The 22708-nt window shown below is 62.8% G+C and carries 21 protein-coding genes and 1 tRNA gene; 9 read left to right on the plus strand and 13 right to left on the minus strand.

The window, feature by feature from the left end:
• The first annotated feature begins 19 nt into the window (after positions 1-19).
• The gene (locus tag AC2FME_RS00360) at positions 20-445 is read left to right on the plus strand and encodes a VOC family protein (RefSeq protein ID WP_496799300.1); all 426 of its coding nucleotides are present in this window, start codon (positions 20-22) and stop codon (positions 443-445) included.
• Between the two features lie 10 nt (positions 446-455).
• Here the strand turns inward: AC2FME_RS00360 and AC2FME_RS00365 are convergent, their stop codons facing one another.
• Positions 456-1121, minus strand: a complete 666-nt coding sequence (locus AC2FME_RS00365) for an alpha/beta hydrolase (RefSeq protein WP_170368478.1) — start codon at positions 1119-1121, stop codon at positions 456-458.
• Positions 1118-1750 carry a DNA-3-methyladenine glycosylase family protein gene (locus tag AC2FME_RS00370; protein ID WP_496794842.1) on the minus strand — a complete coding sequence of 211 codons (633 nt, stop codon included), beginning with the start codon at positions 1748-1750 and terminating at the stop codon, positions 1118-1120. Before AC2FME_RS00370 ends, AC2FME_RS00365 begins: the two co-directional genes overlap by 4 nt.
• A 97-nt stretch (positions 1751-1847) precedes the next feature.
• On the opposite strand from AC2FME_RS00370, the gene AC2FME_RS00375 reads away from it, so the two are divergent.
• The gene (locus tag AC2FME_RS00375; RefSeq protein WP_496711372.1) at positions 1848-3074 is read left to right on the plus strand and encodes an MFS transporter; all 1227 of its coding nucleotides are present in this window, start codon (positions 1848-1850) and stop codon (positions 3072-3074) included.
• On the opposite strand, the gene AC2FME_RS00380 is transcribed toward AC2FME_RS00375, so the two are convergent.
• The 3 genes from AC2FME_RS00380 to cysS are packed head-to-tail and all read right to left on the minus strand — an operon-like array spanning position 3075 to position 6885.
• Positions 3075-3851 carry a squalene/phytoene synthase family protein gene (locus tag AC2FME_RS00380; protein WP_496799545.1) on the minus strand — a complete coding sequence of 259 codons (777 nt, stop codon included), beginning with the start codon at positions 3849-3851 and terminating at the stop codon, positions 3075-3077.
• A gap of 2 nt (positions 3852-3853) precedes the next feature.
• Complete coding sequence (gene cimA / locus AC2FME_RS00385; RefSeq protein ID WP_496794840.1) at positions 3854-5488, minus strand: citramalate synthase; 1635 nt, start codon at positions 5486-5488, stop codon at positions 3854-3856.
• Positions 5485-6885: a cysteine--tRNA ligase gene (gene cysS, locus AC2FME_RS00390; protein ID WP_496799301.1), complete on the minus strand. Its 1401-nt coding sequence runs from the start codon at positions 6883-6885 to the stop codon at positions 5485-5487. Before cysS ends, cimA begins: the two co-directional genes overlap by 4 nt.
• Before the next feature lie 265 nt (positions 6886-7150).
• On the opposite strand from cysS, the gene AC2FME_RS00395 reads away from it, so the two are divergent.
• Positions 7151-8338 carry a pyridoxal phosphate-dependent aminotransferase gene (locus AC2FME_RS00395; protein ID WP_496799302.1) on the plus strand — a complete coding sequence of 396 codons (1188 nt, stop codon included), beginning with the start codon at positions 7151-7153 and terminating at the stop codon, positions 8336-8338.
• Between the two features lie 16 nt (positions 8339-8354).
• Here the strand turns inward: AC2FME_RS00395 and AC2FME_RS00400 are convergent, their stop codons facing one another.
• The gene (locus AC2FME_RS00400; RefSeq protein ID WP_496799303.1) at positions 8355-8873 is read right to left on the minus strand and encodes an outer membrane protein; all 519 of its coding nucleotides are present in this window, start codon (positions 8871-8873) and stop codon (positions 8355-8357) included.
• A gap of 415 nt (positions 8874-9288) precedes the next feature.
• Between AC2FME_RS00400 and AC2FME_RS00405 the strand changes: the two genes are divergently transcribed.
• Positions 9289-10833, plus strand: coding sequence for a trimethylamine methyltransferase family protein (locus AC2FME_RS00405; protein WP_496678220.1), 1545 nt, complete (start codon positions 9289-9291; stop codon positions 10831-10833).
• A 52-nt stretch (positions 10834-10885) separates the two neighbouring features.
• Here AC2FME_RS00405 and AC2FME_RS00410 read toward each other — a convergent pair whose 3' ends face one another.
• The 3 genes from AC2FME_RS00410 to AC2FME_RS00420 form a co-directional block, all read right to left on the minus strand.
• Entirely contained in the window at positions 10886-11131 is a 246-nt protein-coding gene (locus tag AC2FME_RS00410) for an EF-hand domain-containing protein (protein WP_496799304.1), read from the minus strand.
• 520 nt (positions 11132-11651) lie between these two features.
• Entirely contained in the window at positions 11652-15281 is a 3630-nt protein-coding gene (locus tag AC2FME_RS00415) for a vitamin B12-dependent ribonucleotide reductase (protein ID WP_496799305.1), read from the minus strand.
• A gap of 265 nt (positions 15282-15546) precedes the next feature.
• Positions 15547-15735 carry a hypothetical protein gene (locus tag AC2FME_RS00420; RefSeq protein ID WP_496799306.1) on the minus strand — a complete coding sequence of 63 codons (189 nt, stop codon included), beginning with the start codon at positions 15733-15735 and terminating at the stop codon, positions 15547-15549.
• 59 nt (positions 15736-15794) lie between these two features.
• On the opposite strand from AC2FME_RS00420, the gene AC2FME_RS00425 reads away from it, so the two are divergent.
• A complete protein-coding gene (locus AC2FME_RS00425) occupies positions 15795-16250 on the plus strand; it encodes a hypothetical protein (RefSeq protein WP_496799307.1) in 456 nt (151 codons plus the stop codon).
• A gap of 8 nt (positions 16251-16258) precedes the next feature.
• Here AC2FME_RS00425 and AC2FME_RS00430 read toward each other — a convergent pair.
• The 4 genes from AC2FME_RS00430 to pdxH form a co-directional block, all read right to left on the minus strand.
• A tRNA-Pro gene (locus tag AC2FME_RS00430) sits at positions 16259-16335 on the minus strand.
• Between the two features lie 43 nt (positions 16336-16378).
• The gene (locus tag AC2FME_RS00435) at positions 16379-16843 is read right to left on the minus strand and encodes a DUF192 domain-containing protein (RefSeq protein ID WP_496799308.1); all 465 of its coding nucleotides are present in this window, start codon (positions 16841-16843) and stop codon (positions 16379-16381) included.
• A gap of 7 nt (positions 16844-16850) precedes the next feature.
• A complete protein-coding gene (locus AC2FME_RS00440; protein ID WP_496678206.1) occupies positions 16851-17357 on the minus strand; it encodes a cold-shock protein in 507 nt (168 codons plus the stop codon).
• Positions 17358-17499: 142 nt separating this feature from the next.
• A complete protein-coding gene (gene pdxH / locus AC2FME_RS00445; protein ID WP_496799309.1) occupies positions 17500-18105 on the minus strand; it encodes a pyridoxamine 5'-phosphate oxidase in 606 nt (201 codons plus the stop codon).
• Between the two features lie 135 nt (positions 18106-18240).
• Between pdxH and fabI the strand changes: the two genes are divergently transcribed.
• From fabI to AC2FME_RS00465, 4 genes are all read left to right on the plus strand, one after another.
• On the plus strand, positions 18241-19047 hold the full coding sequence (gene fabI / locus AC2FME_RS00450; RefSeq protein ID WP_170586821.1) for an enoyl-ACP reductase FabI: 807 nt from the start codon (positions 18241-18243) through the stop codon (positions 19045-19047).
• A gap of 4 nt (positions 19048-19051) precedes the next feature.
• Positions 19052-19561, plus strand: a complete 510-nt coding sequence (gpt, locus tag AC2FME_RS00455) for a xanthine phosphoribosyltransferase (protein WP_093962173.1) — start codon at positions 19052-19054, stop codon at positions 19559-19561.
• A 40-nt stretch (positions 19562-19601) separates the two neighbouring features.
• Complete coding sequence (locus AC2FME_RS00460; protein WP_496799310.1) at positions 19602-20777, plus strand: aminotransferase; 1176 nt, start codon at positions 19602-19604, stop codon at positions 20775-20777.
• Positions 20778-20858: 81 nt separating this feature from the next.
• Complete coding sequence (locus AC2FME_RS00465) at positions 20859-22700, plus strand: peptidyl-prolyl cis-trans isomerase (protein ID WP_496799311.1); 1842 nt, start codon at positions 20859-20861, stop codon at positions 22698-22700.
• Positions 22701-22708: the final 8 nt, after the last annotated feature.

Raw genomic sequence — 22708 nt, forward strand, 5'->3', positions numbered from 1 at the left:
TGTCCGCTATCATGTCGCCATGAAAGTGGCTGCCGAAATCCCGTCGCCTTCGGGCATTCTCGAGGCCGCGCTGTATGTCGATGATCTGGACGCCGCCGAACGGTTCTATGGCGAAGTTCTGGGCTTGGAACGCATTCAGCGCGTGGAGGGCCGGCACGTGTTCTTCCGGGTCGGCGCCTCGGTGTTGCTGTTGTTCAACCCGGACCAGACAGAACAGCCTGCGACCAATCCCGCCCTGCCGGTGCCGCCGCATGGCGCACGCGGTCCGGGGCATGTGTGTCTGATCCTGACGCGCGACCAGATCGCGTCGATGCGCAAGCATCTGCGGGACTGGAACGTCCCGGTCGAGGCCGAGTTTGACTGGCCCAACGGGGCCCGGTCGCTCTATGTGCGCGACCCGGCCGGAAATTCGGTGGAGTTTGCCGAGGGTCACCTGTGGAAGTGACCCTGCCGCGTTACAGGCTCAGCTTGTCGCGCATGAAGGCCAGCGCGACGCCCAGCCCGTCGGGTGCGATACCGTGGCCGGTGCCCTTCATGATGTGGGCATAGACCTCTTTGAAGCCTGCGCGCTGCAGGGCCTCGGCGGCCTCGGGCAGCGATTGCGGCGGCACCACGTCATCGGCATCGCCATGGACCAGCAGCACGGGCATCCGGCTGACCACCTCGTCGGCCAGCAGGTCAGGCTCCAGCAAGCGGCCCGAAAACGCGATCACGCCGGCCACCGGATCTTCGCGGCGCGGAGCCACGTGCAGGCTCATCATGCTGCCCTGGGAAAAGCCGAACAGCACCACCTGCTCGGGCAGCACGTCCTCGTCCACCATCAGGGCGTCGAGAAAGGCGTTGAAATCCTCGACCGCCATTTCCATGCCGCGCCGGGCCTCCTCCTCGGACGAACCGTCGATCCACGGGATCGGAAACCACTGGAAGCCGTTGGGCATGCCGGGGATCTGCTCGGGTGCGTCGGGGGCCACGAACAGCGTGTCGGGCAGGTGTTCGCCCAGAACATCCGCAAGCCCCAGCAGATCGGCCCCGTTGGCGCCATAGCCATGCACGAACACCACGACCGAGCGCGTGTCGCCCGAAACCGGCTCTTTGCGGAGCGCGTTCAAAACCCTTGTCATCTGATCCCTTCCCTATCCTTGGCCACGCGGTAATAGGCCCACAGAACCCGGGCTGCAACCGACCGCCACGGCGACCACGCCTCGGCCATCTGCCGCAGCGCCTTGTCGGTCGGCCGATCTGGCAGGTCGTACAGCATCCGTGCAGCCTCCTGCAGGGCCAGATCACCCGGCGCGATCACATCCGCCCGCCCCAGCGAGAACATGGCATAAATCTCGGCCGTCCAGACCCCGATGCCCGGCACTTGGGTCAGCGTCGCAATGACCACGTTATCGGGTACCTCGCGCAGGGCTTTGTAGTCGATCCGCGCCTCGGCCAGCGCCCGGGCATAGCGGATCTTCTGACGGCTCAGCCCGACTGCGCGCAGCTCATCGTCGGTGGCCCACTTGATCTTGCGCGGCCCGGTCAGGCCGGCCTGCTGCATCCGCCCCCAAATCGCGTTGGCCGAGGCCACGCTGACCTGCTGGCTGACGATGGCGCTGAGCAGTTGCGCGAAACCGTCGGGCCGGCGGCGCAGGGGCAACGGGCGGGTCAGTTCGATCGCGTGCGCCATGCGCGGACAGGTGTCAGACAGCCACTCGGCCCCTTCCGCAACGCATTCTGGTGTCTCGATAATTCGACCAACGGTCATGGCGGCTCCGGGTGGCGGTTCAGGGCGCAGGTTAGGCTGCTTTGTCGCATATGCAACCCGCTTGTATGTCCGCCGGTTCGCCGATACCCATTTGCGCATGTCGATGACCAGCACAGCCCCCGACGATACCCGCGCCAAGCGCAACGTTGCCGTTCTGGTGGCGGCGCAGGCGATTCTGGGCGCACAGATGCCGATGATCTTCATCGTTGGCGGATTGGCGGGCCAGTCGCTGGCCAGCAACGCCTGCCTGGCCACGCTGCCGATTTCGCTGATCGTTTTGGGCTCGATGCTGGCGGCAACGCCGGTCTCGGCCATCATGCAGCGCTGGGGCCGCCGCGCCGGATTTCTGGTCGGTGCCACCGCCGGAGCGGTGGGCGGCGGCGTAGGAGCCTATGGCCTGTACCTGGGGTCGTTCCCTGTCTTTCTTGTCGGCAGCCTGCTGACCGGCATCTACATGAGCGCACATGGCTTCTATCGCTTTGCCGCCGCTGATACTGCTTCAGACGCATTCCGGCCCAAGGCGATCTCTTATGTCATGGCCGGCGGTCTGGCTGCCGCCATCATCGGGCCGCAGATCGTCAAGCTGACCTCGCAGGCCTATGTCATTCCGTTCCTGGGCACCTATTTCGCAGTGATCGCAGTGAACGTCATAGGGTCGGTCCTATTCCTGTTTCTGGACATTCCGACCCCCGACCGTCCGTCACAGTATGCGCCCAAAGGCCGGTCGCGGCTGGAGTTGCTGAAAACCCCACGTATTGCCGTGGCCATCATCTGTGCCATGGTCTCGTACGCGCTGATGAACCTTGTGATGACCTCAACGCCGCTGGCCGTCGTCGGCTGTGGCTTCTCCGAAGGTGATGCGGCGGATGTGGTCACCAGCCACGTTCTGGCGATGTATGTTCCCAGTTTCTTCACCGGCCACCTGATCGCCCGGTTCGGGGCCGAGAAAATGGTCGCGATCGGTTTGGCGATTTTGGGCGGCGCGGGCGTTGTGGCCCTACAAGGCGTTGAGATCGGGAACTTCTTTCTGGCCCTCGTGCTGCTTGGCATTGGCTGGAACTTCGGTTTCATCGGCGCCACCAGCATGTTGGCGGCCCAGCACGATGTGCATGAACGCGGCCGAGTGCAGGGACTGAATGACCTGCTGGTGTTTGGAGGCGTGACGATTGCGTCGCTGGCCTCGGGCGGATTGATGAACTGTTCGGGCGGCTCCCCGGTCGAGGGATGGACGGCCGTCAACCTGGCGATGGTACCATTGCTGACCTTGGCGGGCGGCGCGCTGCTGTGGCTGGTGCTCAAACCCGATGCCACGGATACGGCCTGATCACCACCGACCTGTGGTCGCGGTCCAGATCAGGGATGCCCGCCGACGGAACTCGCTTTGTTTCAAAGCGCCCGTGCTGACCGCTGTCGGGTCAGCGACCACGCGGCGCAACACCCATTCGGCCTGCCACCCGGCAAAAAGCGCCGGGCGCGCCTGAGCGGAAACATCGGCGCGCCGTGCTCGGGCCGCGGCCATCCGGTCCAGCGCCCGCTCGGCCAATTGACGCACCCCGTCCGGCGTTCCGTCCAACAGGGGAATGCGCCCGCGGGCTTCAAGCTCGGGGATGGCGCGGAACCAGTTCGCCACACCGACCGCATAGCCAAAATCGCGCAGAACCGTTTCGTCAGCGGCACCCAGGGCTTGCGCCGAAGCGACCATCAGCGACGCGGCGCTGTGCGTCAGGTAGGCCTCGAAGTGTTCCTCATCCTCGAACGGATCGCGGTAGATATCCCAACGCCTTACGGCCACAAATTCATCCAGCATCGCCGCCAGATGCGGGGACAGGACACGCGACAGGGGCGTGACCACCTCGTGCCGCCGCACAGAGGGCCCTTCGGCGATCTCCTGCAGCGCGTCGCGCCACCATTGCAGGCGCATTTCCGCGATCATCGGCTCTTGGGTGACCCAAGGCGCGCGGGCGACCTCGATATTCATCGCATAGATCGGAAACAGAACGGCCCGCGCCTGGACCGGCGCCGCCATCGCGGCCATGAACCGATCAGGGTCGGCCCGGTGGACCAGCGCCGCGCAGGCCTTGACGTCGTCGTCGAAGGGCACGCTCACTCGGCCACCACCGATTGCGGGCTGCAATCGCGCACCAGCTTCCACTGGATCGCCTCCAGCAGCGCCTCGAACGAGGCGTCGACGATGTTCGCGCTGACCCCAACCGTGGACCAGCGCCGCCCCTGCCCGTCTTCGCTGTCGATGATGACGCGGGTCACGGCTTCGGTCCCGCCCTGGGTGATGCGCACCTTGAAGTCCACCAGGTGCATATCGTCCAGGATGGGCGAGTACTGCCCCAGATCCTTGGCCAAAGCTTTGGCCAGCGCGTTCACCGGGCCACGGTCGCTGCCGTTTTCGTCCATCGACTCGCTGACCGAAAGCTTCTTCTCACCATCCACCTTCACCACGACGACCGCTTCGGACAGGCTGACCATCTGGTTGTACTTGTTCTTGCGCCGCTCGACCGTGACCTTGTAGCGCTTGACCTCGAAGAACTGCGGCAGCTGGCCCAGTTCATCGCGGGCCAGCAGCTCGAAACTAGCCTGCGCGGTGTCATAGGAATAGCCTTCGGCTTCGCGTGCCTTGATCCGTTCCAGGATGCGCCCCAGCGCCGGGTCGCCCGGCTCGACCTGCAATCCGGCTTCGGTCAGGCGTTTGCGCAGGTTAGACTGGCCCGCCTGGTTCGACATCGGAATGATCCGCGCATTGCCCACGGTGGCCGGGTCGACATGTTCATAGGTCGAAGGGTCCTTGAGAATCGCGCTGGCATGCAGCCCTGCCTTGTGCGCAAAGGCCGAGGCGCCAACATAGGCCGCCTGTTTGCTGGGCACCCGGTTCAGGATGTCGTCCAGCATGCGGCTGATGCGGGTCAGACCGGTCAGCGCGTCGCGACTGACGCCGATCTCGAAGGCCGAGGCATAGGGCTCCTTCAACAGCAGCGTCGGGATCAGGGCGGTCAGGTTGGCGTTGCCGCAGCGCTCGCCCAGCCCGTTCAACGTTCCCTGGATCTGGCGCGCGCCGGCATCCACAGCGGCCAAGGAACAGGCCACGGCATTTTCGGTGTCGTTGTGGGTGTGAATGCCCAGCCGGTCGCCGGGGAAGCCCGCGGCGACCAGGGCGGACACGATCCGCCCCACTTCAGCCGGCAGCGCGCCGCCATTGGTGTCGCACAACACCACCCAGCGGGCACCGGCCTCCAGCGCCGCTTGGCAGACCTGCATGGCATAGGCGGGGTTGTCCTTGTAGCCGTCAAAGAAATGCTCGGCATCGAACAGCGCCTCGCGCCCCTGCGCCACGATATGCGCGACCGAGGCGCGGACGTTCTCGACATTTTCCTCCAGCGAGATCCCCAGCGCGTCGGTCACGTGATAGTCATGCGACTTGCCCACCAGACAGACCGCCCGCGTGCCGGCGTTCATGACGGCGGCCAACACGTCGTCATTCTCGGCCGAGCGCCCGGCCCGTTTGGTCATGCCAAAGGCGGTCAGGCAGGCGCGCGTCTTGGGCGCGGCGTCGAAAAATGCGCTGTCGGTGGGGTTCGCACCGGGCCAGCCGCCTTCGATATAGTCCACCCCCAAAGCATCCAGCGCCTGCGCGATCTGGACCTTTTCGGCGGTCGAGAACTGAACGCCCTGCGTCTGCTGGCCGTCGCGCAACGTGGTGTCATAGAGGTACAGGCGCTCTTTGCTCATTCCACGCCCTCCAGCCTGCTGGAATCAAAGCCCGCGCCTGGCACCAGTTCGACCCCGTCCTTACTCATCCGCACTTCCAGACCAGCCGCCAGATAGGCGGCCTTCAACCGATCCACTTCCGAGAAATCCTTGGTCTGCATCGCCTCGGCCCGAACACGGGCCAGCCGGTCGGCATGGGCCGACAGATCCACGCCGTCGGTCTCGGCCCAGCCCCCCATCTCGGGTTCCAACAGGCCCAGTACCTGCGCACTGGCCAGCAAAGTGGCGGCATCGCCGTCCGAGGCCAGACGATGCAGCTCGGCAAGGGCACCCGCCGTGTTGAGGTCATCGGAAAGCGCCTCGATCACCGCGGGCGCCGCGCTGGCTGCGGGTTCGATGCCCGCAGTCAGCGCCCGCCACTTCCGCAACGTGGCCTCGGCCTCGCGAGCCTTCTTTTCTGTCCAGTCCATCGGCTTGCGATAGTGGGTCTGCAGGAAGACGAACCGGATCACCTCACCCGGCACGCCCTGATCCAGCAGGTCATGCACGGTGAAGAAATTGCCCAGCGATTTGGACATCTTCTTGCCCTCGACCTGCAGCATCTCGTTATGCAGCCAATAGCGCGCGAATTCGCCGTGCGGATGGGCGCATTTGCTCTGGGCGATCTCGTTTTCGTGGTGCGGAAACATCAGGTCATTGCCGCCGCCATGGATGTCGAAACTTTCGCCCAGCAACTCATAGCTCATGGCCGAGCACTCGATATGCCAGCCCGGACGCCCCCGGCCCCAGGGCGACTCCCAACCGGGCAGTTCATCGTCCGAGGGCTTCCACAGCACGAAATCCATCGGGTTCTTTTTATAGGGCGCCACCTCGACCCGCGCGCCCGCGATCATGTCATCGACTGACCGACCCGAAAGCTTGCCATACTCGTCGCGCCAGCTGTCCACCGCAAACAGAACATGCCCCTCGGCCTCATAGGCGTGGCCCTTGGCGATCAAGTCCTCGATCATCGCGATCATCTGGTCGATATACCGCGTGGCCCGCGGCATCTGGTCGGGCTCCAGCGCCCCCAGCGCGCCCATGTCGTGCAGGTACCAGCCGATCGTCTCGTCCGACCGCTCCTGCACCAACTGCTCAAGCGTTCCTTCGGCCCCGGCCTGCTTGCGCGCCAGGGCCGTCGCGTTGATCTTGTCATCGACGTCGGTGAAGTTGCGCACATAGGTCACATGCTCGGGCCCGTAGACATGACGCAGCAGGCGGTACAGCACGTCAAACACCACCACGGGCCGCGCGTTGCCCAGATGCGCCCGGTCATACACGGTGGGTCCGCAGACATACATCCGCACGTTGTCGGGATCGATCGGAACGAACTCTTCCTTCGTCCGGGTCCGCGTGTTGTGCAGTTTGATCGTCGTCATGCGTCTGGCTCCTGGATACAGCAATAGCGTGCGCGTTGACGCGGGCTTAGCAACTTGTCTCAGGGAAGAAAACGAAAGAAACCGGCCCGCGTGAAAGTTCAGCAGGGAATGCAGCAGATAATGATGCAGGTCTTCCGGATCATGGCCCACCGCATAGCACGCCCGGTCCCGCGCGCCAAGACTTCTGTTGCCGGCGGGGGAAGCTGATTGACAAATCACCCCGGCTCTGACCCATTCGGCGGACTTGCCGCAACGGAGGCGCGCCATGAAACTTTCGCACCGCATCACGCATCTGACCGGAGGCGGTTCGGACGGGTGGGACGTGTTCTATCGCGCGCGCCGCATGATCGCCGAAGGCCAGGCCGTGACCGAGCTGACCATCGGCGAACATGACATCCGCACCCACCCCTCGATCCTGGCCGAGATGGACCGGTCGGCGCGCGCGGGCCATACCGGATACGCAATGGTGCCGGGCACGGATCTGCTGCGCGATACCGTGGCCGCGCGGGTGCAGACCCGCACGGGCGTTCCGACCACGCGCCACAACGTGCTGATCACCCCGGGCGGACAGGCCGCGCTGTTCGCCGCGCATATGGCAGCGTGCGACCCGGGCGATGTGGGCCTCTATCTCGATCCCTTCTACGCCACCTATCCCGGCACGATCCGTGGGGCGGGCGCTGTCGCGCGCGCGGTTCAGACCCGGGCCGAGGACGCCTTTCAGCCCGACGCAACCCTGATCGCGGAACAGGCCGAGGGTGCCGCATCATTGCTGATCAACACGCCGAACAACCCGACCGGGGTCGTCTATTCCCGCGAGACCCTGACCGAGATTGCCGATCTGTGCCGCGAGCGCGACATCTGGCTGATCTCGGACGAGGTTTATGACACGCAAGTCTGGGAAGGCGCGCACCTGTCGCCCCGCGCCCTGCCCGGTATGGCCGACCGCACCCTGGTCGTGGGCTCGATGTCGAAGTCCCACGCCATGACCGGGTCGCGCTGCGGTTGGATCGTTGGCCCCGAAGAGGCCATCGAACATCTGATCAACCTTGCCACGCACACCACATACGGGGTTCCGGGTTTCATCCAGGACGCCGCCAGCTATGCGCTGACCGCGGGGGACGAACTTGAAGAAGAGGTTGCGGCCCCTTTCCGCCGCCGCCGCGCCCTGGCGATGCAGGTTCTGGCCCGACAGAACACGGTGGGCCTGATCCCCGCACAAGGCGCAATGTACCTGATGCTGGACATCCGCGCGACAGGGCAAAGCGGCGAAGACTTCGCCAATGCACTGCTGGACACCCACGCCATCGCGGTCATGCCCGGAGAAAGCTTCGGCCAAGCCGCCGCAGGGCATGTGCGCGTGGCCATGACCATCGATGATGACCGGTTCGCCGCTGCCCTTCAGACCCTATGCGAATTCGCAGCCCGGCTTGCGGGTCAGACAGCGGCCGAGTGACCGAGACGGGTTTCGTTCAGAACCGGAACGTCGTGCGCAGGTTAAAGGTGTTGGTATCCAGATCGCCCCGCGACCGTGTGACATCGTTAAAATTCTGCCGCAACGCTTCGCCACTGATGATCAGCCGTTCGCCCAGAGGATAGGCTACGCCGATTCCGTAGACCGCTGCTGTGTCGCTGTCGCCCGAAGTATTCGCCCGCGCGGCACCTACCACGACGTAGCCCAAAGCGGGCCCGAACTCATATCCGCCGCGCAGTTTCACGCGGGACACGCTGTCCAAACTGCCCTCCGAGGCGCCCAGGTCCAGATTCAGCCGGTCATATTCCAGTTCACCCCCGACGACGAAGCTGCCAAGATCCAGATCGTATCCGATATTTGCGCCGATGCTGCCCGAATTGCTTCCACTGCCGCCGGGTCCGTCCGCGTCGTTATAACCGAAGGTGAACCCGGCGTAAGCGCCCGTCCAATCCTCGGCCAACGCCACCTGCGCCGCTGGAATCAGCAGGGCCGACAGCAAGGCGCGGATCAGTTTCATGCAAGCCTCCGGTTTTCGTTCAGCACCCTTTGCAATTGAAACAGATGCGGTGATGTGCACCTCTACTAAACATGTGCTTTGGTGCAGTCAGATCAATTCAAGTCACGCAAATCTTAACAATAAGTAATGGAAGCATAACATATTTCGCCATCTGCGTGAGGATTTCCTGCCGCGTTCATCAACGTTCCGAGTTTTTGAGGCCAAAAGCGACATCGGTCGCAAACGGGACAGATTACTTGCTCGGACCCTGACACCATTCGTCGCAGGAGTTGAGGGCCACATGCCAAACGATATCTGGAAGATTTGCCTGATTAGCCGCACCATTGGTGCCGATCGGGGGCGTGCGGCACGAGGACGGCCGTAACGGGTTGAAGCTGCCCCCCTTTGACCTGACTTTCAATTTGGAGTCCTCACCATGAACGACCAATCCCGCTCAACGTCCCGCAGTGGCGGCCGCGCCGCCCGTCGCGCCGCCCGTGCCGCAGCCCTGCCCGAACATCTTCGCCCCGTTCGTCCGGGGCTTGAGGGCGGCACGTACAAACCGCTCAGCCAGCAGGACATGGAGCGTATTCACGCCGCCGCGCTGGACGCGCTGGAAACCATCGGTTTGGCCGACGCGCCACCCAGCGGCATCGATTACCTTGTCAATGCCGGCTGTACGCTGGGCGATGACGGGCGTATCCGCTTTCCCCGCGCGCTGGTCGAGGATACGATCGCCCGTGCCAACCGCTCGGTGACGCTCTACAGCCGCGACGGCAAGACCGATCTCGAACTTTCGGGCAACCGCGTGCACTACGGCACCGCCGGGGCGGCGGTCAGCATGGTCGATGCCCAGGGCCGCAACTATCGCGATTCGACCGTGCAGGACCTGCACGACGCGGCCCGGATCTGCGAGCAGTTGGACAATATTCATTTCGTGCAGCGCCCCATGGTCTGCCGCGACATCGCCGACAACCGCGAAATGGACCTGAACACGATCTATGCCTGCTGTTCCGGCACCTACAAACATATCGGCACCTCGTTCACCGACCCAAGCTATGTGGCGCCGGCGATGGAGATGCTGCACATGATCGCCGGCGGCGAGGACAAATGGCGCGAGCGGCCCTTCGTGTCGAATTCGAACTGTTTCGTCGTGCCGCCGATGAAATTCGCCACCGAAAGCTGCCAGGTGATGGAGGAATGCATCAAGGCAGGTATGCCGGTGCTGCTGCTGTCAGCGGGCATGGCAGGCGCGACGGCGCCTTCGACCATCGCGGGCGCGATCGTCCAGGCCACCGCCGAATGCCTGGCCGGGTTGGTTTATGTCAATGCCGTAAGCCCGGGTGCTCCGGCGGTTTTTGGCACCTGGCCCTTTGGGCTGGACCTGCGCACGGGCGCGATGTCGGTCGGCTCGGGCGAGCAGGCGCTGCTGAGCGCGGGCTGCGCCCAGATGCACAAGTTCTACGACCTGCCGGGCGGCGCCGCGGCCGGTGCTTCGGATGCGAAACTGCCCGACATGCAGGCCGGGTGGGAGCAGATGTGCTCGAACGTCATGGCCGGGCTTTCGGGATTGAACATGGTCTACGAAGCCGCGGGAATGCACGCCTCGTTGCTGGGCTTCTGCTTCGAGAGCCTGATTCTGGGCGATGACTTGATCGGGCAGGCCCTGCGTTGCGTCCGCGGGATCGAGGTGAATGAAGACACCCTGGCCGTCGACCAGATTGCCGAGGTCTGTCTGGGCGGGCCGGGCCATTATTTGGGCACCGATGCCACGCTCAGCCGGATGCAGGCCGATTATGTATATCCCATCCTGGGGGATCGGACCTCGCCCAAGGAATGGGCCGAGCTGGGCAAGCCCGACCTGATTGCCAAGGCCACCGCTCGGAAGGAAGAGATTCTAGGCCAGCCGTCACCAGCCCGGTTCGATCCGGTGCTGGACGCCGAGATCCGCAGCAAGTTCAACATTCACTTACCCGCATAACCTATTGTAAAGCGGCCCGGGTTTCCCCGGGGCCGCGCTCCGCCGACAGGTGTCAGCCGTTGCTTGGGGGAAGCAACCCTGCCTCCTGCGCGACGGTGATTTCGGCCTGATCCAGCGCGCCGTCACCATTTGCATCCATCGCCGAGAACGTGTCTGCATACATGTCCGGCAGAACGGCCTGCACCTCTTCGATGGTCAGAACGCCGTCGCCGCTGGCATCGGCGCTGCATTGGGCCAGAACAACTGCCGGAACGCCCAGGGCCACGGTGGCCAGAAGAGCGAGATTGCGAGGTTTCATCGTCAAATCTCCAAATAAGGGGTGTGTGGTAGTTTGTCCGGACACCGGCACCAAACACCCCTGAGCGGCCCATCTCACCGCCGCCGAATCGCACAGCCCGATTCGCGCCGATCCCCGCCCCTTTTGCGAACCTGGCGCGCGATCTTTTGCCGTGCAAAATTCCGCCGGGACGTTGCGCCATGACTCCCCTCATGCGGGCGGCCCGATCCGGCAGAACGTCGCCCAAAAAGAAAGGGGGCCGAAGCCCCCTGTCAGTTTTGCCGTCCAGGCTCATTCTCATTGACCGCCCGGTGTTTTTTGCCTGCGGCCTGGACTGCACATGGGACGAGCGCACCCGCCCCGTGAAAGAGTGGGAAGGAGCAAATATTCCGCCCCACCCTGTTCGTGGCCGACACGGGCATGTCGGCCGGGCGGAGAAAGGCCAGATGGTAAGCCTTGCGACCTGTCTCCGTATTCGTCGGGACCGGCACCGTATTGGCAGCGTCCGGCCCCTGCGCCCCGGGTTGCCGGGGCGTTTAGCTCAGCTACACCCGCTGGTTGCGCCGCAGGTGTTGCATTTCATGCAGGTCCCGTTGCGCACCAGCGTGTAGTTCCCGCATTCCCCGCAGGGATCGCCCTCGTAGCCCTGCATCTTGGCCTTGGTTCGGGCATCCATCCCGGTGGCTGTCTCGGCAACGACGGTGGTCTCGCTTTTGGTCTCGAAGGTGACGGACGCCTCGGACATGCCGGTCGCGGCCGCCTGCCCTCCGTTGAACACCACCAGATCCTGCGGAAGACGCTTGCGCAGATAGCCGGTCGAGCTGATCTGTTTCAGCACCTCCAGCGATTTAGACGCCGCGCTGTCGCTGACCTCCGAGACGTTCGACACGCCCTCTTCCTCGCCGCGGCCCAGATCGTCGAAGGTTGCACCTTGCGGCTTCACATGCGCCAGGTCGGTACGATCCAGATACGACACCGCCAGCTCGCGGAAGATGTAGTCGAGGATCGACGTGGCGTTCTTGATCGAGTCGTTGCCCTGCACCATGCCCGCCGGTTCGAACTTGGTGAAGGTAAAGGCATCGACGAACTCTTCCAGCGGCACGCCGTATTGCAGGCCGACTGAGACCGCGATGGCAAAGTTGTTCATCATCGCGCGGAAGCCGGCGCCTTCCTTGTGCATGTCGATGAAGATCTCGCCCAGTTTGCCGTCCTCAAACTCGCCGGTACGCAGGTAGACCTTGTGCCCGCCCACGATCGCCTTCTGGGTATAGCCCTTGCGGCGATGCGGCAGCTTTTCGCGGTGGCTGCGGATGACCTCCTTGACCACGACCTTCTCGATGACCTTTTCGGCCAGTGTCACGGCCTTTTCCCGCGCCGATCCGCTTTCGAGAATTTCCGCCGCCTCATCGTCATCCTCGACCAGCGCCGCCGCCAGCGGCTGGCTGAGCTTGGAACCGTCGCGATACAGCGCGTTTGCCTTGACGCCCAGGCTCCAGGACAGCTCGTAGGCCTTCTGGCAATCCTCGATGGTGGCATCATTGGGCATGTTGATCGTCTTGCTGATCGCGCCCGAAATAAAGCTTTGCGCCGCCGCCATCATCTTGATGTGGCTGTCGACACCCAGGAACCGCTTGCCCTTCTTGCCGCACGGGTTGGCGCAGTCGAAGATCGCGTAATGCTCAGGCTTCAGATGCGGGGCCCCTTCCAGGGTCATGGTGCCGCAGACATGGTCGTTGGCCGCGTCGATATCCGCCTTGCTGAAGCCCAGATGGCGCAGCATGTCAAAGGTCGGATCGTTCAGCTTGCTGGCCGGGATGCCCAGAACACCGGTGCAGAAATCTTCGCCCAGCGTCCACTGGTTGAAGACGAACCGGATGTCGAACGCGCTTTCCAGCGCGGCGTCGATCTTGGCCAGCTCGTTCGGGCCGAACCCGTGACCGGTCAGCGAGGTGTGGTTGATCCCCGGCGCGTTGCCCAAGGTGCCGTGACCCACCGCGTAGGACACAATCTCTTCGATCTGGGCCGAGGAATAGCCCAGCTTCTCGAGCGCCGCGGGGACCGAGCGGTTGATGATCTTGAAGTAGCCGCCTCCGGCCAGCTTCTTGAACTTGACCAGCGCAAAGTCGGGCTCGATCCCGGTGGTGTCGCAGTCCATCACCAGACCGATCGTGCCGGTCGGTGCGATCACGGTGGCCTGCGCGTTGCGGTAGCCGTTCTTCTCACCCAGGCTCAGCGCCTCGTCCCAGGCGCTCATGGCCAGATCGATCAGGCGCTTGTCCGGACAATTGGCGTGATCCAGCGGCACCGGCTTGACCGAGAGTTTCTCGTACCCCTCGGTCACGCCCTGCGCAGCGCGGCGGTGGTTGCGGATGACCCGCAGCATATGCTCGGCGTTGCGCTTATAGCCGGCGAACGGCCCCAGCTCGCCGGCGATCTCGGCCGAGGTGGCATAGGCCACACCGGTCATGATCGCAGTCAGTGCGCCACAGATCGCGCGACCCTCGTCCGAGTCGTAGCCATAGCCCATATTCATCAGCAGGCCGCCGATGTTGGCATAGCCCAGACCCAGCGTACGGAAGTCATAAGACAACTGCGCGATCTCTTTCGACGGGAACTGCGCCATCGTCACCGAGATCTCGAGCGTCAGCGTCCAGAGACGGGCCGCGTGCATATAGTCGGCCGCCTGAAACTCGCCATCCTTCAGGAAGGTCAGCAGGTTCATCGACGCCAGGTTGCAGGCCGTGTCATCCAGGAACATGTACTCTGAGCACGGGTTCGAGCCGCGGATCTCGCCGTCTTCGGGGCAGGTGTGCCATTCGTTGACCGTGTCGTGGAATTGAATGCCCGGATCGGCGCAGGCCCAGGCCGCATGGCCGACCTTTTCCCACAGGTCGCGCGCCTTGACCACCTTGGCCACCTTGCCGTCGGTGCGGTTGATCAGTTCCCAGTCGGCATCCTTTTCAACCGCCTTGAGGAAGGCGTTGGTCACGCGGATCGAGTTGTTGGAGTTCTGACCCGAGACCGAATTGTAGGCTTCCGAATCCCAGTCGGTGTCGTAGGTCGGAAACTCGATGCTGTCGTGGCCCTGCTTGGCGTAATCCAGCACGCGCTTGATGTAAGTCTCGGGGATCGCGACCTTTTTCGCCTCGCGGATCGCTGTTTTCAGCGCGTCGTTCTTCTTGGGATCATAGGCATCATCCTGTGCGCCGTCCCACGTGCGGATGGCCTCGAAAATGCCGTTCAGCATCTTTTCGTGCATTTTCGATCCGGCAACGATCGAGGCCACCTTCTGCTCTTCGATCACCTTCCATTCGATGAATTGCTCGATGTCAGGGTGATCTGCATCGACGATCACCATCTTTGCTGCTCGACGGGTTGTCCCGCCTGATTTGATCGCGCCAGCGGCGCGGTCGCCGATCTTGAGAAAGCCCATCAGGCCCGAGGACTTGCCGCCACCCGACAGCGCTTCGCCTTCTGCGCGCAGATGGCTGAAGTTGGTCCCGGTACCCGAGCCGTATTTGAACAGGCGCGCCTCGCGCACCCAAAGATCCATGATCCCGCCTTCGTTCACCAGGTCGTCGTCGACGGACTGGATGAAGCACGCATGCGGCTGCGGGTGTTCATAGGCCGATTTCGACTTGGTCAGCTTGCCGGTTTTGTAGTCGACATAGTAGTGACCCTGCGCCGGGCCATCGATCCCGTAGGCCCAGTGCAGACCGGTGTTGAACCATTGCGGGCTGTTTGGTGCGGCGCGCTGGGTCGCCAGCATATAGCGCATCTCGTCGAAGTATGCGCGCGCGTCCTCCTCGGTCGAGAAATAGCCGCCCTTCCAGCCCCAATAGGCCCAGGCGCCCGCCAGACGGTCGAACACCTGCTTGGAAGAAGTTTCACCACCAAACTCGGCGTCCTCTGCCGGAACCGAGCGCCAGAGGAATTCGGGCACGTCTTTTTCGCGGACCTTCTTGAGCTTGTTGGGAACGCCAGCCTTGCGGAAATATTTCTGTGCGATCACGTCGCTGGCAACCTGACTCCAGGTCGAGGGCACCTCGATGCCTTCCAGCCGGAACACGATGGTGCCGTCGGGGTTGCGGATTTCCGAGGTGACGGACACGAAGTCCAGATCGGCATAAGCGTCCTGCCCAGGTTTCGTAAACTTTCTTTCAATCTTCATGTCCGCAGCCCCAGATCATCAAACAGTGCTATTCATGTCCTCGGCACCCAATTCACATTCGGCGGGGTGCCGCCCGCCGTGCCTGCAAGAAACCTCTGGACGTACTGGCCCGGCGCCGCCAAAGCGGCGTGAACCCGACTGAGCGGTACACGTCAGTTTGAGTTTGCTTCCGACCCTCGCCCGTTGCCCTCTGACTGGCTTTTTATACCAGATTTAGTGGCTATTGCTCCGGCCCATACAATCTGGCGTATCTACCCATCGTTGGTCAACGGCATTTTTTGCTCGAAACGCAGAACTTTTCAGTTGACCCCACCGTGTCCAGAAGGCGCCCGCGCACCGAAACCGATTCATCCACAGGGCGATCGATTTTTATCTGGCCCGATGCCCATTCGGTTTTTCCGCCTTTTTTCAGACCGGTTGCAGCATAATGGTCAAGCAAGCGCTTCTGCCCCATACTGAATCGGGAATCACGGATCCGGGCCCGATCGGGTTCACGAATCTCGCGCCCATGAGTTGACAGGAATCGTTGTGAAAAAAGCACTCATCGCTTTCGCCCTCGCACCGCCCTTTCTGTGGGGGTGTGCGTCGTCGCCCCCGGAACCGACCTCGCGCAGCGCCCAGTTCAGCGACTATCCTGGGCAATTGCTCGAAACATTCGAGATCAGCTGTGACGGCCCCGGCGAGCAATTCCGCAAAACAAAGTCGACACAGTTCGAATGCCTTTCGGCGCTACCACCCGACACCACCGCCTTTTTGATTCTGAATTATGACGGGTCGACCAAGGACTTGCCCAGGGGAATCCGGCGGATGTCCACCCAACGCAACCCGGCAGGCTATCGCGTAGATGCCGAATTGTTCTTCCTTGTCCCTAAGAAAGACGGCGCACCGGTCAAGGTCCCCATAGAAAGCGCGACCCTGGATCAGGAACTCACGACTCTGTACCGGTATTTCGGTGGAATGCCGCTGTGAGTGAAAAGTGGTCGGGGCGGCGAGATTCGAACTCACGACCCCCTGTACCCAAAACAGGTGCGCTACCAGACTGCGCCACGCCCCGGACCGTGCGTCTTCCTAACCGCGACTTATTGATTTGAAAACCCCTAACAGGGCCAGATCGCAGGGCCGTCCGCAAAAATTTCGTGACGCAGTTGCGTGCCCGGGCCAATCGCGTATCGAGCCGCCAGCCCAGCATTGATTTCAAGAACCGCAAAGACCGCATCACCCCCGTCGATCGGGGTCAGATCACCCGGTATGGCACCGCGATGCACACGGGTGACGACGCCCTTGCGGTCGACAAAGATCATGTCGAGCGGGATCAGGGTGTTCTTCATCCAGAACGCCACCGGCTGCGGGGGGTCGAAAACGAACAGCATCCCGGACTGACGCGGCAGCGACTCTCGGAACATCAACCCACGCGCGCGGTCCTGCGGCGTGACGGCCAGTTCGACATCGAACCGCACCTGCGCCACCGCATTGCGCAGAAAGACATGATCGGGGCGACAGCTGGCCATGGCAGCCTGCGCCCAGAAAAAGGTCAAAGCTGCCAGAACCAGAGCTCGTATCATTCCCTCATCAATTCTTCAGTGCGGATTCCCAGGCCAGGACCTGCACTGCCATCCGGCCGCGCTTGCCGTCAATGACCCGCATGGCCAGCGCCTCGCCGGGTTGCAGATCCGCAAACCCCGACCGGCGCAATACCTCGATGTGCAGGAAGACGTCCTCGTCCCGGCCAAACACATTGGCAAAGCCGAACCCCTTGGCCTTGTCGAACCATTTCACGCGCGCGGCTTCCATCGGCATCTGGGCGATCTGCGCGGGATCCATCTCGGCAAAATCGGCCAGCATCGTCGAGTCGCCCCGCTCGGGCGGGTCGATGCCAAGCACCTCGACCGCCTGAACGCCACGGTCGGTACGGTGGGTCATGATCTCGATCCCGGCCCCGTCCGCGATCGAACTCTGACCGAAATTCCGCAACACGTTCACATGCAGCAAGATATCGGGACCACCCTCGTCGGACACGACGAAGCCGTACCCCTTGGCGGGGTCGAACCATTTTACGTGACCGCGAACGCGGTACATTGTGTTCTGGTCGTCTGACACGGTGCTTCCATCACGAATTATTGCTGCTTGTCCGAGGCTCGTAGATCCCGCAAATCGTTAACTAGTTCAAGGTTAAAAACCGCTGTCTTTTCCGAGTGTTGTATTTCACGTCGCACGAATATCACGGATTCAACCTCTGGATTGTCCAATTCTGACCGGGACTCTCACGCCGCCACTGAAACCTGTCATGCAGCCGGAACGCTCCATCAGCCCAGAATTCGATTTCCACCGGGGTCAGCCGATACCCGCCCCAGAACTCGGGGCGCGGCGGATTGGACCCCAGCCTTGCTGTGACCTTGGCAACTTCGGCCATCAAGGCCGCGCGGCTGCTCAGCGGTTCCGACTGCCGCGAGGCCCAAGCGCCCAAACGGCTTTTCAGTGACCGTGACGCATAATATTCGTCGGCCTTCGCCCCATCTTCCTTGGTGATTGTACCACGAACCCGGATCTGACGCCGCAGTGATTTCCAGTGCATCACAAAGGCGGCTTTGCCTGCCGAGTCCAGCTCTTGGGCCTTGGCGCTGTGATAGTTGGTATAGAAAACGAAGGAGTCGGCCTCGATATCTTTCAGCAACACCATCCGCGCGTTCGGCATACCATTTGGGTCCACGGTCGCCAGGGCAATCGCGTTTGGATCGTTCGGTTCCGTCTTTTCGGCCTCGGCCAACCAACGGGCCGCGATCACGAACGGATCTTCACCGGCAAAGATGCCGTTTCGCTCACTCATGTCCATCCCCTGGAACAAATTGAACATGAGCCTAGGGCGAGAACCCGCCGCGGGCAAGGACAGATAGCCTTGATGCAGCGCAATCAATGGCCTAAACCAACGCAACGCAACGCGACGACAGGCGGAGAACCGAACATGTCAAATCAGTTGATGGCCGGCAAGCGCGGCCTCATCATGGGACTGGCCAATGACAAATCAATCGCATGGGGAATCGCCCGCGCCTTGTCCGAAGCCGGAGCCAAACTGGCTTTCTCTTATCAGGGGGATGCACTGAAAAAACGGGTCGACCCGTTGGCGGCCCAATTGGGTAGCGAGATTGTCCTGCCCTGTGACGTCAGCAACGAGGAATCGATTGACGAGCTGTTCGCGGCGCTGAAAGAGAAATGGGGCAAGCTGGATTTCGTCGTCCACGCCATTGGTTTCTCGGACAAGAACGAACTTCGCGGCCGCTACGTCGACACGTCGCGCGCAAATTTCAAGCTGACGATGGACGTGTCGGTCTACTCCTTTACGGCGGTGATGCAACGCGCCGAAAAGCTGATGACGGACGGCGGCAGCGCCATCACTCTGACTTATTATGGTGCTGAGCAGGTCATGCCGCATTACAATGTCATGGGTGTGGCCAAGGCCGCGCTCGAGGCGTCGGTGAAATACCTGGCCGAGGACCTGGGCAAGGACAACATCCGCATCAACGCGATCTCGGCCGGGCCGATCAAGACCCTGGCCGCCAGCGGCATCGGCGACTTCCGCTACATCATGAAGTGGAATGAGTACAATTCGCCCCTGCGTCGCAACGTGACCATCGACGACGTGGGCAAATCGGCGCTGTATCTGCTGTCGGATCTCAGCAGCGGCGTGACCGGTGAAAACCTGCACGTGGATTCTGGTTATCACATCGTCGGCATGAAAGCCGTCGACGCGCCGGATGTGGAAAAGGGATAAGACCATGAGCGCAAAGGACCGCCTGCCCCACGAGAAAGGCTTTCACATCAGCTGGGACCAGATCCACCGCGACTCGCGCGCGCTGGCCTGGCGGCTGGACGGTCAGGGCCCCGATGACGGTGCCTGGCGCGCCGTCGTCGCGATCACGCGCGGCGGCATGGCACCGGCGATGATCGTCAGCCGCGAGCTGGACATCCGCACCGTCGATACGATCAGCGTCAAATCCTATCACCATCAGGAACGCGGCGAGGCCGAGGTGCTCAAGGCCCCCGATGCCGATTTGATGGGGGATGGTGAAGGCGTGCTGATCATCGACGACTTGGTCGACAGCGGCAAGACGCTGGAACTGGTGCGCAAGATGTACCCCAAGGCCCATTTCGCCACGGTTTATGCCAAGCCCAAGGGTCGCCCGATGGTTGACACGTATATCACCGAGGTCAGCCAGGACACCTGGATCTTCTTCCCCTGGGATATGGCCCTGCAATATGTCGAGCCCTATCGCGGCACCGACTGATCCCACTTTTCCACCACAAATCAGCAAGACCGGACACCCGATGACATTAACCCGCACCGCCGCCACCTTCGCCCCTCCGGTGATGGAGGCGCGGCGCTGGCTCGAGGGGGTCACGTTCTCGGAAGATCGCCCACTGATCAATGTCAGCCAGGCGGCGCCGGTCGATCCACCGCCGCTGGCTCTGCGGCAGGCGATGGCCGATTTTGCGGTCAATCAAGACGCGGCGCATCTCTACGGCCCGGTTCTAGGTAACCCCGATCTGCGCTCAGAACTCGCGCGTGAGATTGGTGACCACTACGGCGCCGAGGTTGGGCCGGAACAGACAGCCATCACCTCGGGCTGCAATCAGGCTTTCGCCTCGGTCATCTCGGCGATCACAGACCAAGGGGATGAGGTCATCCTGCCAACACCGTGGTATTTCAATCACAAAATGTGGCTGGACATGGCCGGTGTTCGGGCGGTTGATCTGCCGACCGGGGCGGACCTGCTACCCGATCCCGAACAGGCGCGCGCGCTGATCACCGACCGCACGCGCGCCATCGCGTTGGTCACGCCCAATAATCCGGGTGGGGTCGAATACCCGACAGATTTGGTCCGTGCATTCTATGACCTTGCACACCAGCATGGCCTGCGCCTGCTGGTCGATGAAACCTATCGTGATTTCGACAGCCGCAGCGGCCCGCCGCACGCTTTGTTCCAGCAGCCCGACTGGGATCGGACGCTGGTGCATCTCTATTCCTTCTCGAAAGCCTACCGCCTGACCGGGCACCGCGTGGGCGCGATCGCCACCGGTGCGCCGCTGCTGGCCGAGGTCGAAAAATTCCTCGATACCGTCGCCATCTGCCCCGGCCAGATGGGTCAGTTCGCGGCGCTGTGGGGGATGCAGAACCTGTCTCAATGGCTGGCCGGGGAACGCGCCGAGATTCTGGATCGCCGCGCTGCAATCACCGAGAACATGCCCCGCCTGACCGACAAAGGCTGGCGGCTGTTGGGTCTGGGCGCCTATTTCGCCTATCTCGAACATCCGTTCGAGATGCCGTCGGACGAACTGGCGCGCAGATTGGTCTCCGAGGCCGGTATTCTGCTGCTGCCGGGTACGATGTTCATGCCCGATCACGACCCCGCCGGGAAACGCCAGGTGCGCATTGCTTTTGCCAATCTGGACCGTGCTGGAATCGGGCAATTGTTCGACCGCCTGCAGGCTCTGTCCTTCTGAGCTTGCCCCCCGGCATCCCGCATCGTATTCAGGGCCGCAACACAGACGGCAGAACCCTGCCGCAAGATCCAAGAGGGCACTATGGCCGCAGGCATGAAGAACCTTTCCAAAACCTTTGTTTGGATCCTGATGGGTCTGTTGATGTTGGGGCTTGCCGGGTTCGGCGCCGTCAACCTCAGTGGCACCGTGCGCACGGTCGCGCAGGTCGGGGACGAGGTCATCACCGTCGACGCCTATGCCCGCGAGCTTCAGCGCGAAATCCGCGCGGTCGAGGCGCAGACGGGCCAGCCGTTGCAGATGTCTCAGGCCCGCGATCTGGGACTGGACCAGCGCGCCCTGTCGCGGCTGGTCGCGCTGGCCGCGCTGGACAACGAGGTGGCGCAGCTGGGCATCTCGGTCGGCGATGAAAACCTGCAAAAGGAGATCCTGCGCATTCAGGCCTTCCAAGGCGCCGACGGATCGTTCGACCGCGAGGCCTATAGGTTCCAGTTGGAACAGATCGGCATGACCGAAGCGGAATTTGAGGAAGACCTGCGCAAGGAAACCGCCCGCACCCTGGTGCAAGGCGCCATCATGAACGGCATCGAAATGCCCGCAGTTCTGACCGACACGCTGGCCGAATATGTGCTGGCGCGCCGCAGCTTTACCGTGGCCACCCTGTCGGAAGACGCGCTGGACGTACCGGCGCCCGAGCCGACCGACGCGGACATCCAGGCCTTCTATGACGCCAACACAGACCGCTTTACCCTGCCCCGCACGAAAAAGATCACCTATGCCGTTCTGTCGCCCGCGATGCTGCAGGACACGGTCGAGGTGGACGAGGACGCCCTGCGCCGCCTCTACGAGCAGCGCAAGGACCAGTATCAGCAGCCTGAGCGGCGTCTGGTCGAACGGCTGGTCTACCCGTCAGAAGCCGAGGCGACCGAAGCCAAGGCGCAGCTTGAAGTTGGCGGGGTGGATTTCGAACAGTTGGTGCGCGCGCGCGAACTGGAGCTCAGCGACGTCGATCTGGGCGATGTCACCCGCGACGATCTGGGCGAAGCGGCGGATGCCGTCTTTGCCGCCGAGGTCGGCGATGTGATCGGCCCGCTGCCGTCGGCCTTCGGCCCGGCGCTGTTCCGCGTGAACGGCACGCTGGCCGAACACAATGTCAGCTTTGACGAGGCCGAACCCGAACTGCGCGAGGAACTGGCCGCCGAACGCGCCCGCCGCGTGATCGAGTCGCAGGCCGAAGAGTTCAACGACATGCTGGCCGGCGGCGCGACGCTCGAGGAACTGGTCGCCGAGACCGAGATGGAACTGGGCCAGATCGACTGGACGACCCAGAGCGACGAGGCCCTTGCCGCCTATGACGCGTTCCGCAGCGCGGCCCAAGCCGTCGGCGAGGGCGACTTCCCCGAGATCGGCTTTCTCGAGGATGGCTCGGTCTTTGCCCTGCGTCTGGACGAGGAATTGCCGCCGCGCCCCGAGCCGCTGGCACAAGCGCGCGAGCGTGTGATCGAGGCATGGAAACAGGAAGAAATCGGCAAGGCTCTGCTGGAAAAGGCCAATACGGTCGTGGCTGGTCTGGCCGTTGACGGGGATTTCACCGCCACGGGCCTGCCGTTCCGGGTGGAAAACGCCCTGACCCGCACCGCTTTCCTGGATGACGTTCCCGCCGATTTCATGAACCAGGTGTTCGAGATGGAGCCCGGCGAATTGCGGGTCATTCCCGGTCAGGGCGCGGTTTTCATCGTGCGTCTCGACGAGATTCTTCCCCCGGCGGAAACCGACGAGCAACGCCAGATGAAAGACGCGGTTGCGGCGCAGCTGAACCAGGCGCTGGCGCAGAACATCTTTGACGCCTATGTGCGCGACGCGCAGACCCGCGCCCGGCCTACGTTGGACCAACGCGCGCTGAACGCCGTTCAGGCCAATTTCTGACCGGATCG

The organism is Ruegeria sp. BHSC026, from assembly GCF_059613065.1.

Bases quoted from the DNA above. Each gene is read 5' to 3' on its own strand.
- AC2FME_RS00465 (WP_496799311.1), top strand. From the start codon at position 20,859: ATGGCCGCAGGCATGAAGAACCTTTCCAAAACCTTTGTTTGGATCCTG.
- fabI (WP_170586821.1), top strand. From the start codon at position 18,241: ATGTCAAATCAGTTGATGGCCGGCAAGCGCGGCCTCATCATGGGACTG.
- pdxH (WP_496799309.1), bottom strand. From the start codon at position 18,105: ATGAGTGAGCGAAACGGCATCTTTGCCGGTGAAGATCCGTTCGTGATC.
- gpt (WP_093962173.1), top strand. From the start codon at position 19,052: ATGAGCGCAAAGGACCGCCTGCCCCACGAGAAAGGCTTTCACATCAGC.
- AC2FME_RS00360 (WP_496799300.1), top strand. From the start codon at position 20: ATGAAAGTGGCTGCCGAAATCCCGTCGCCTTCGGGCATTCTCGAGGCC.
- AC2FME_RS00460 (WP_496799310.1), top strand. From the start codon at position 19,602: ATGACATTAACCCGCACCGCCGCCACCTTCGCCCCTCCGGTGATGGAG.
- AC2FME_RS00440 (WP_496678206.1), bottom strand. From the start codon at position 17,357: ATGTACCGCGTTCGCGGTCACGTAAAATGGTTCGACCCCGCCAAGGGG.
- AC2FME_RS00400 (WP_496799303.1), bottom strand. From the start codon at position 8,873: ATGAAACTGATCCGCGCCTTGCTGTCGGCCCTGCTGATTCCAGCGGCG.
- AC2FME_RS00410 (WP_496799304.1), bottom strand. From the start codon at position 11,131: ATGAAACCTCGCAATCTCGCTCTTCTGGCCACCGTGGCCCTGGGCGTT.
- cimA (WP_496794840.1), bottom strand. From the start codon at position 5,488: ATGAGCAAAGAGCGCCTGTACCTCTATGACACCACGTTGCGCGACGGC.
- AC2FME_RS00420 (WP_496799306.1), bottom strand. From the start codon at position 15,735: ATGGGGCAGAAGCGCTTGCTTGACCATTATGCTGCAACCGGTCTGAAA.
- AC2FME_RS00405 (WP_496678220.1), top strand. From the start codon at position 9,289: ATGAACGACCAATCCCGCTCAACGTCCCGCAGTGGCGGCCGCGCCGCC.
- AC2FME_RS00435 (WP_496799308.1), bottom strand. From the start codon at position 16,843: ATGATACGAGCTCTGGTTCTGGCAGCTTTGACCTTTTTCTGGGCGCAG.
- AC2FME_RS00365 (WP_170368478.1), bottom strand. From the start codon at position 1,121: ATGACAAGGGTTTTGAACGCGCTCCGCAAAGAGCCGGTTTCGGGCGAC.
- cysS (WP_496799301.1), bottom strand. From the start codon at position 6,885: ATGACGACGATCAAACTGCACAACACGCGGACCCGGACGAAGGAAGAG.
- AC2FME_RS00370 (WP_496794842.1), bottom strand. From the start codon at position 1,750: ATGACCGTTGGTCGAATTATCGAGACACCAGAATGCGTTGCGGAAGGG.
- AC2FME_RS00415 (WP_496799305.1), bottom strand. From the start codon at position 15,281: ATGAAGATTGAAAGAAAGTTTACGAAACCTGGGCAGGACGCTTATGCC.
- AC2FME_RS00375 (WP_496711372.1), top strand. From the start codon at position 1,848: ATGTCGATGACCAGCACAGCCCCCGACGATACCCGCGCCAAGCGCAAC.
- AC2FME_RS00395 (WP_496799302.1), top strand. From the start codon at position 7,151: ATGAAACTTTCGCACCGCATCACGCATCTGACCGGAGGCGGTTCGGAC.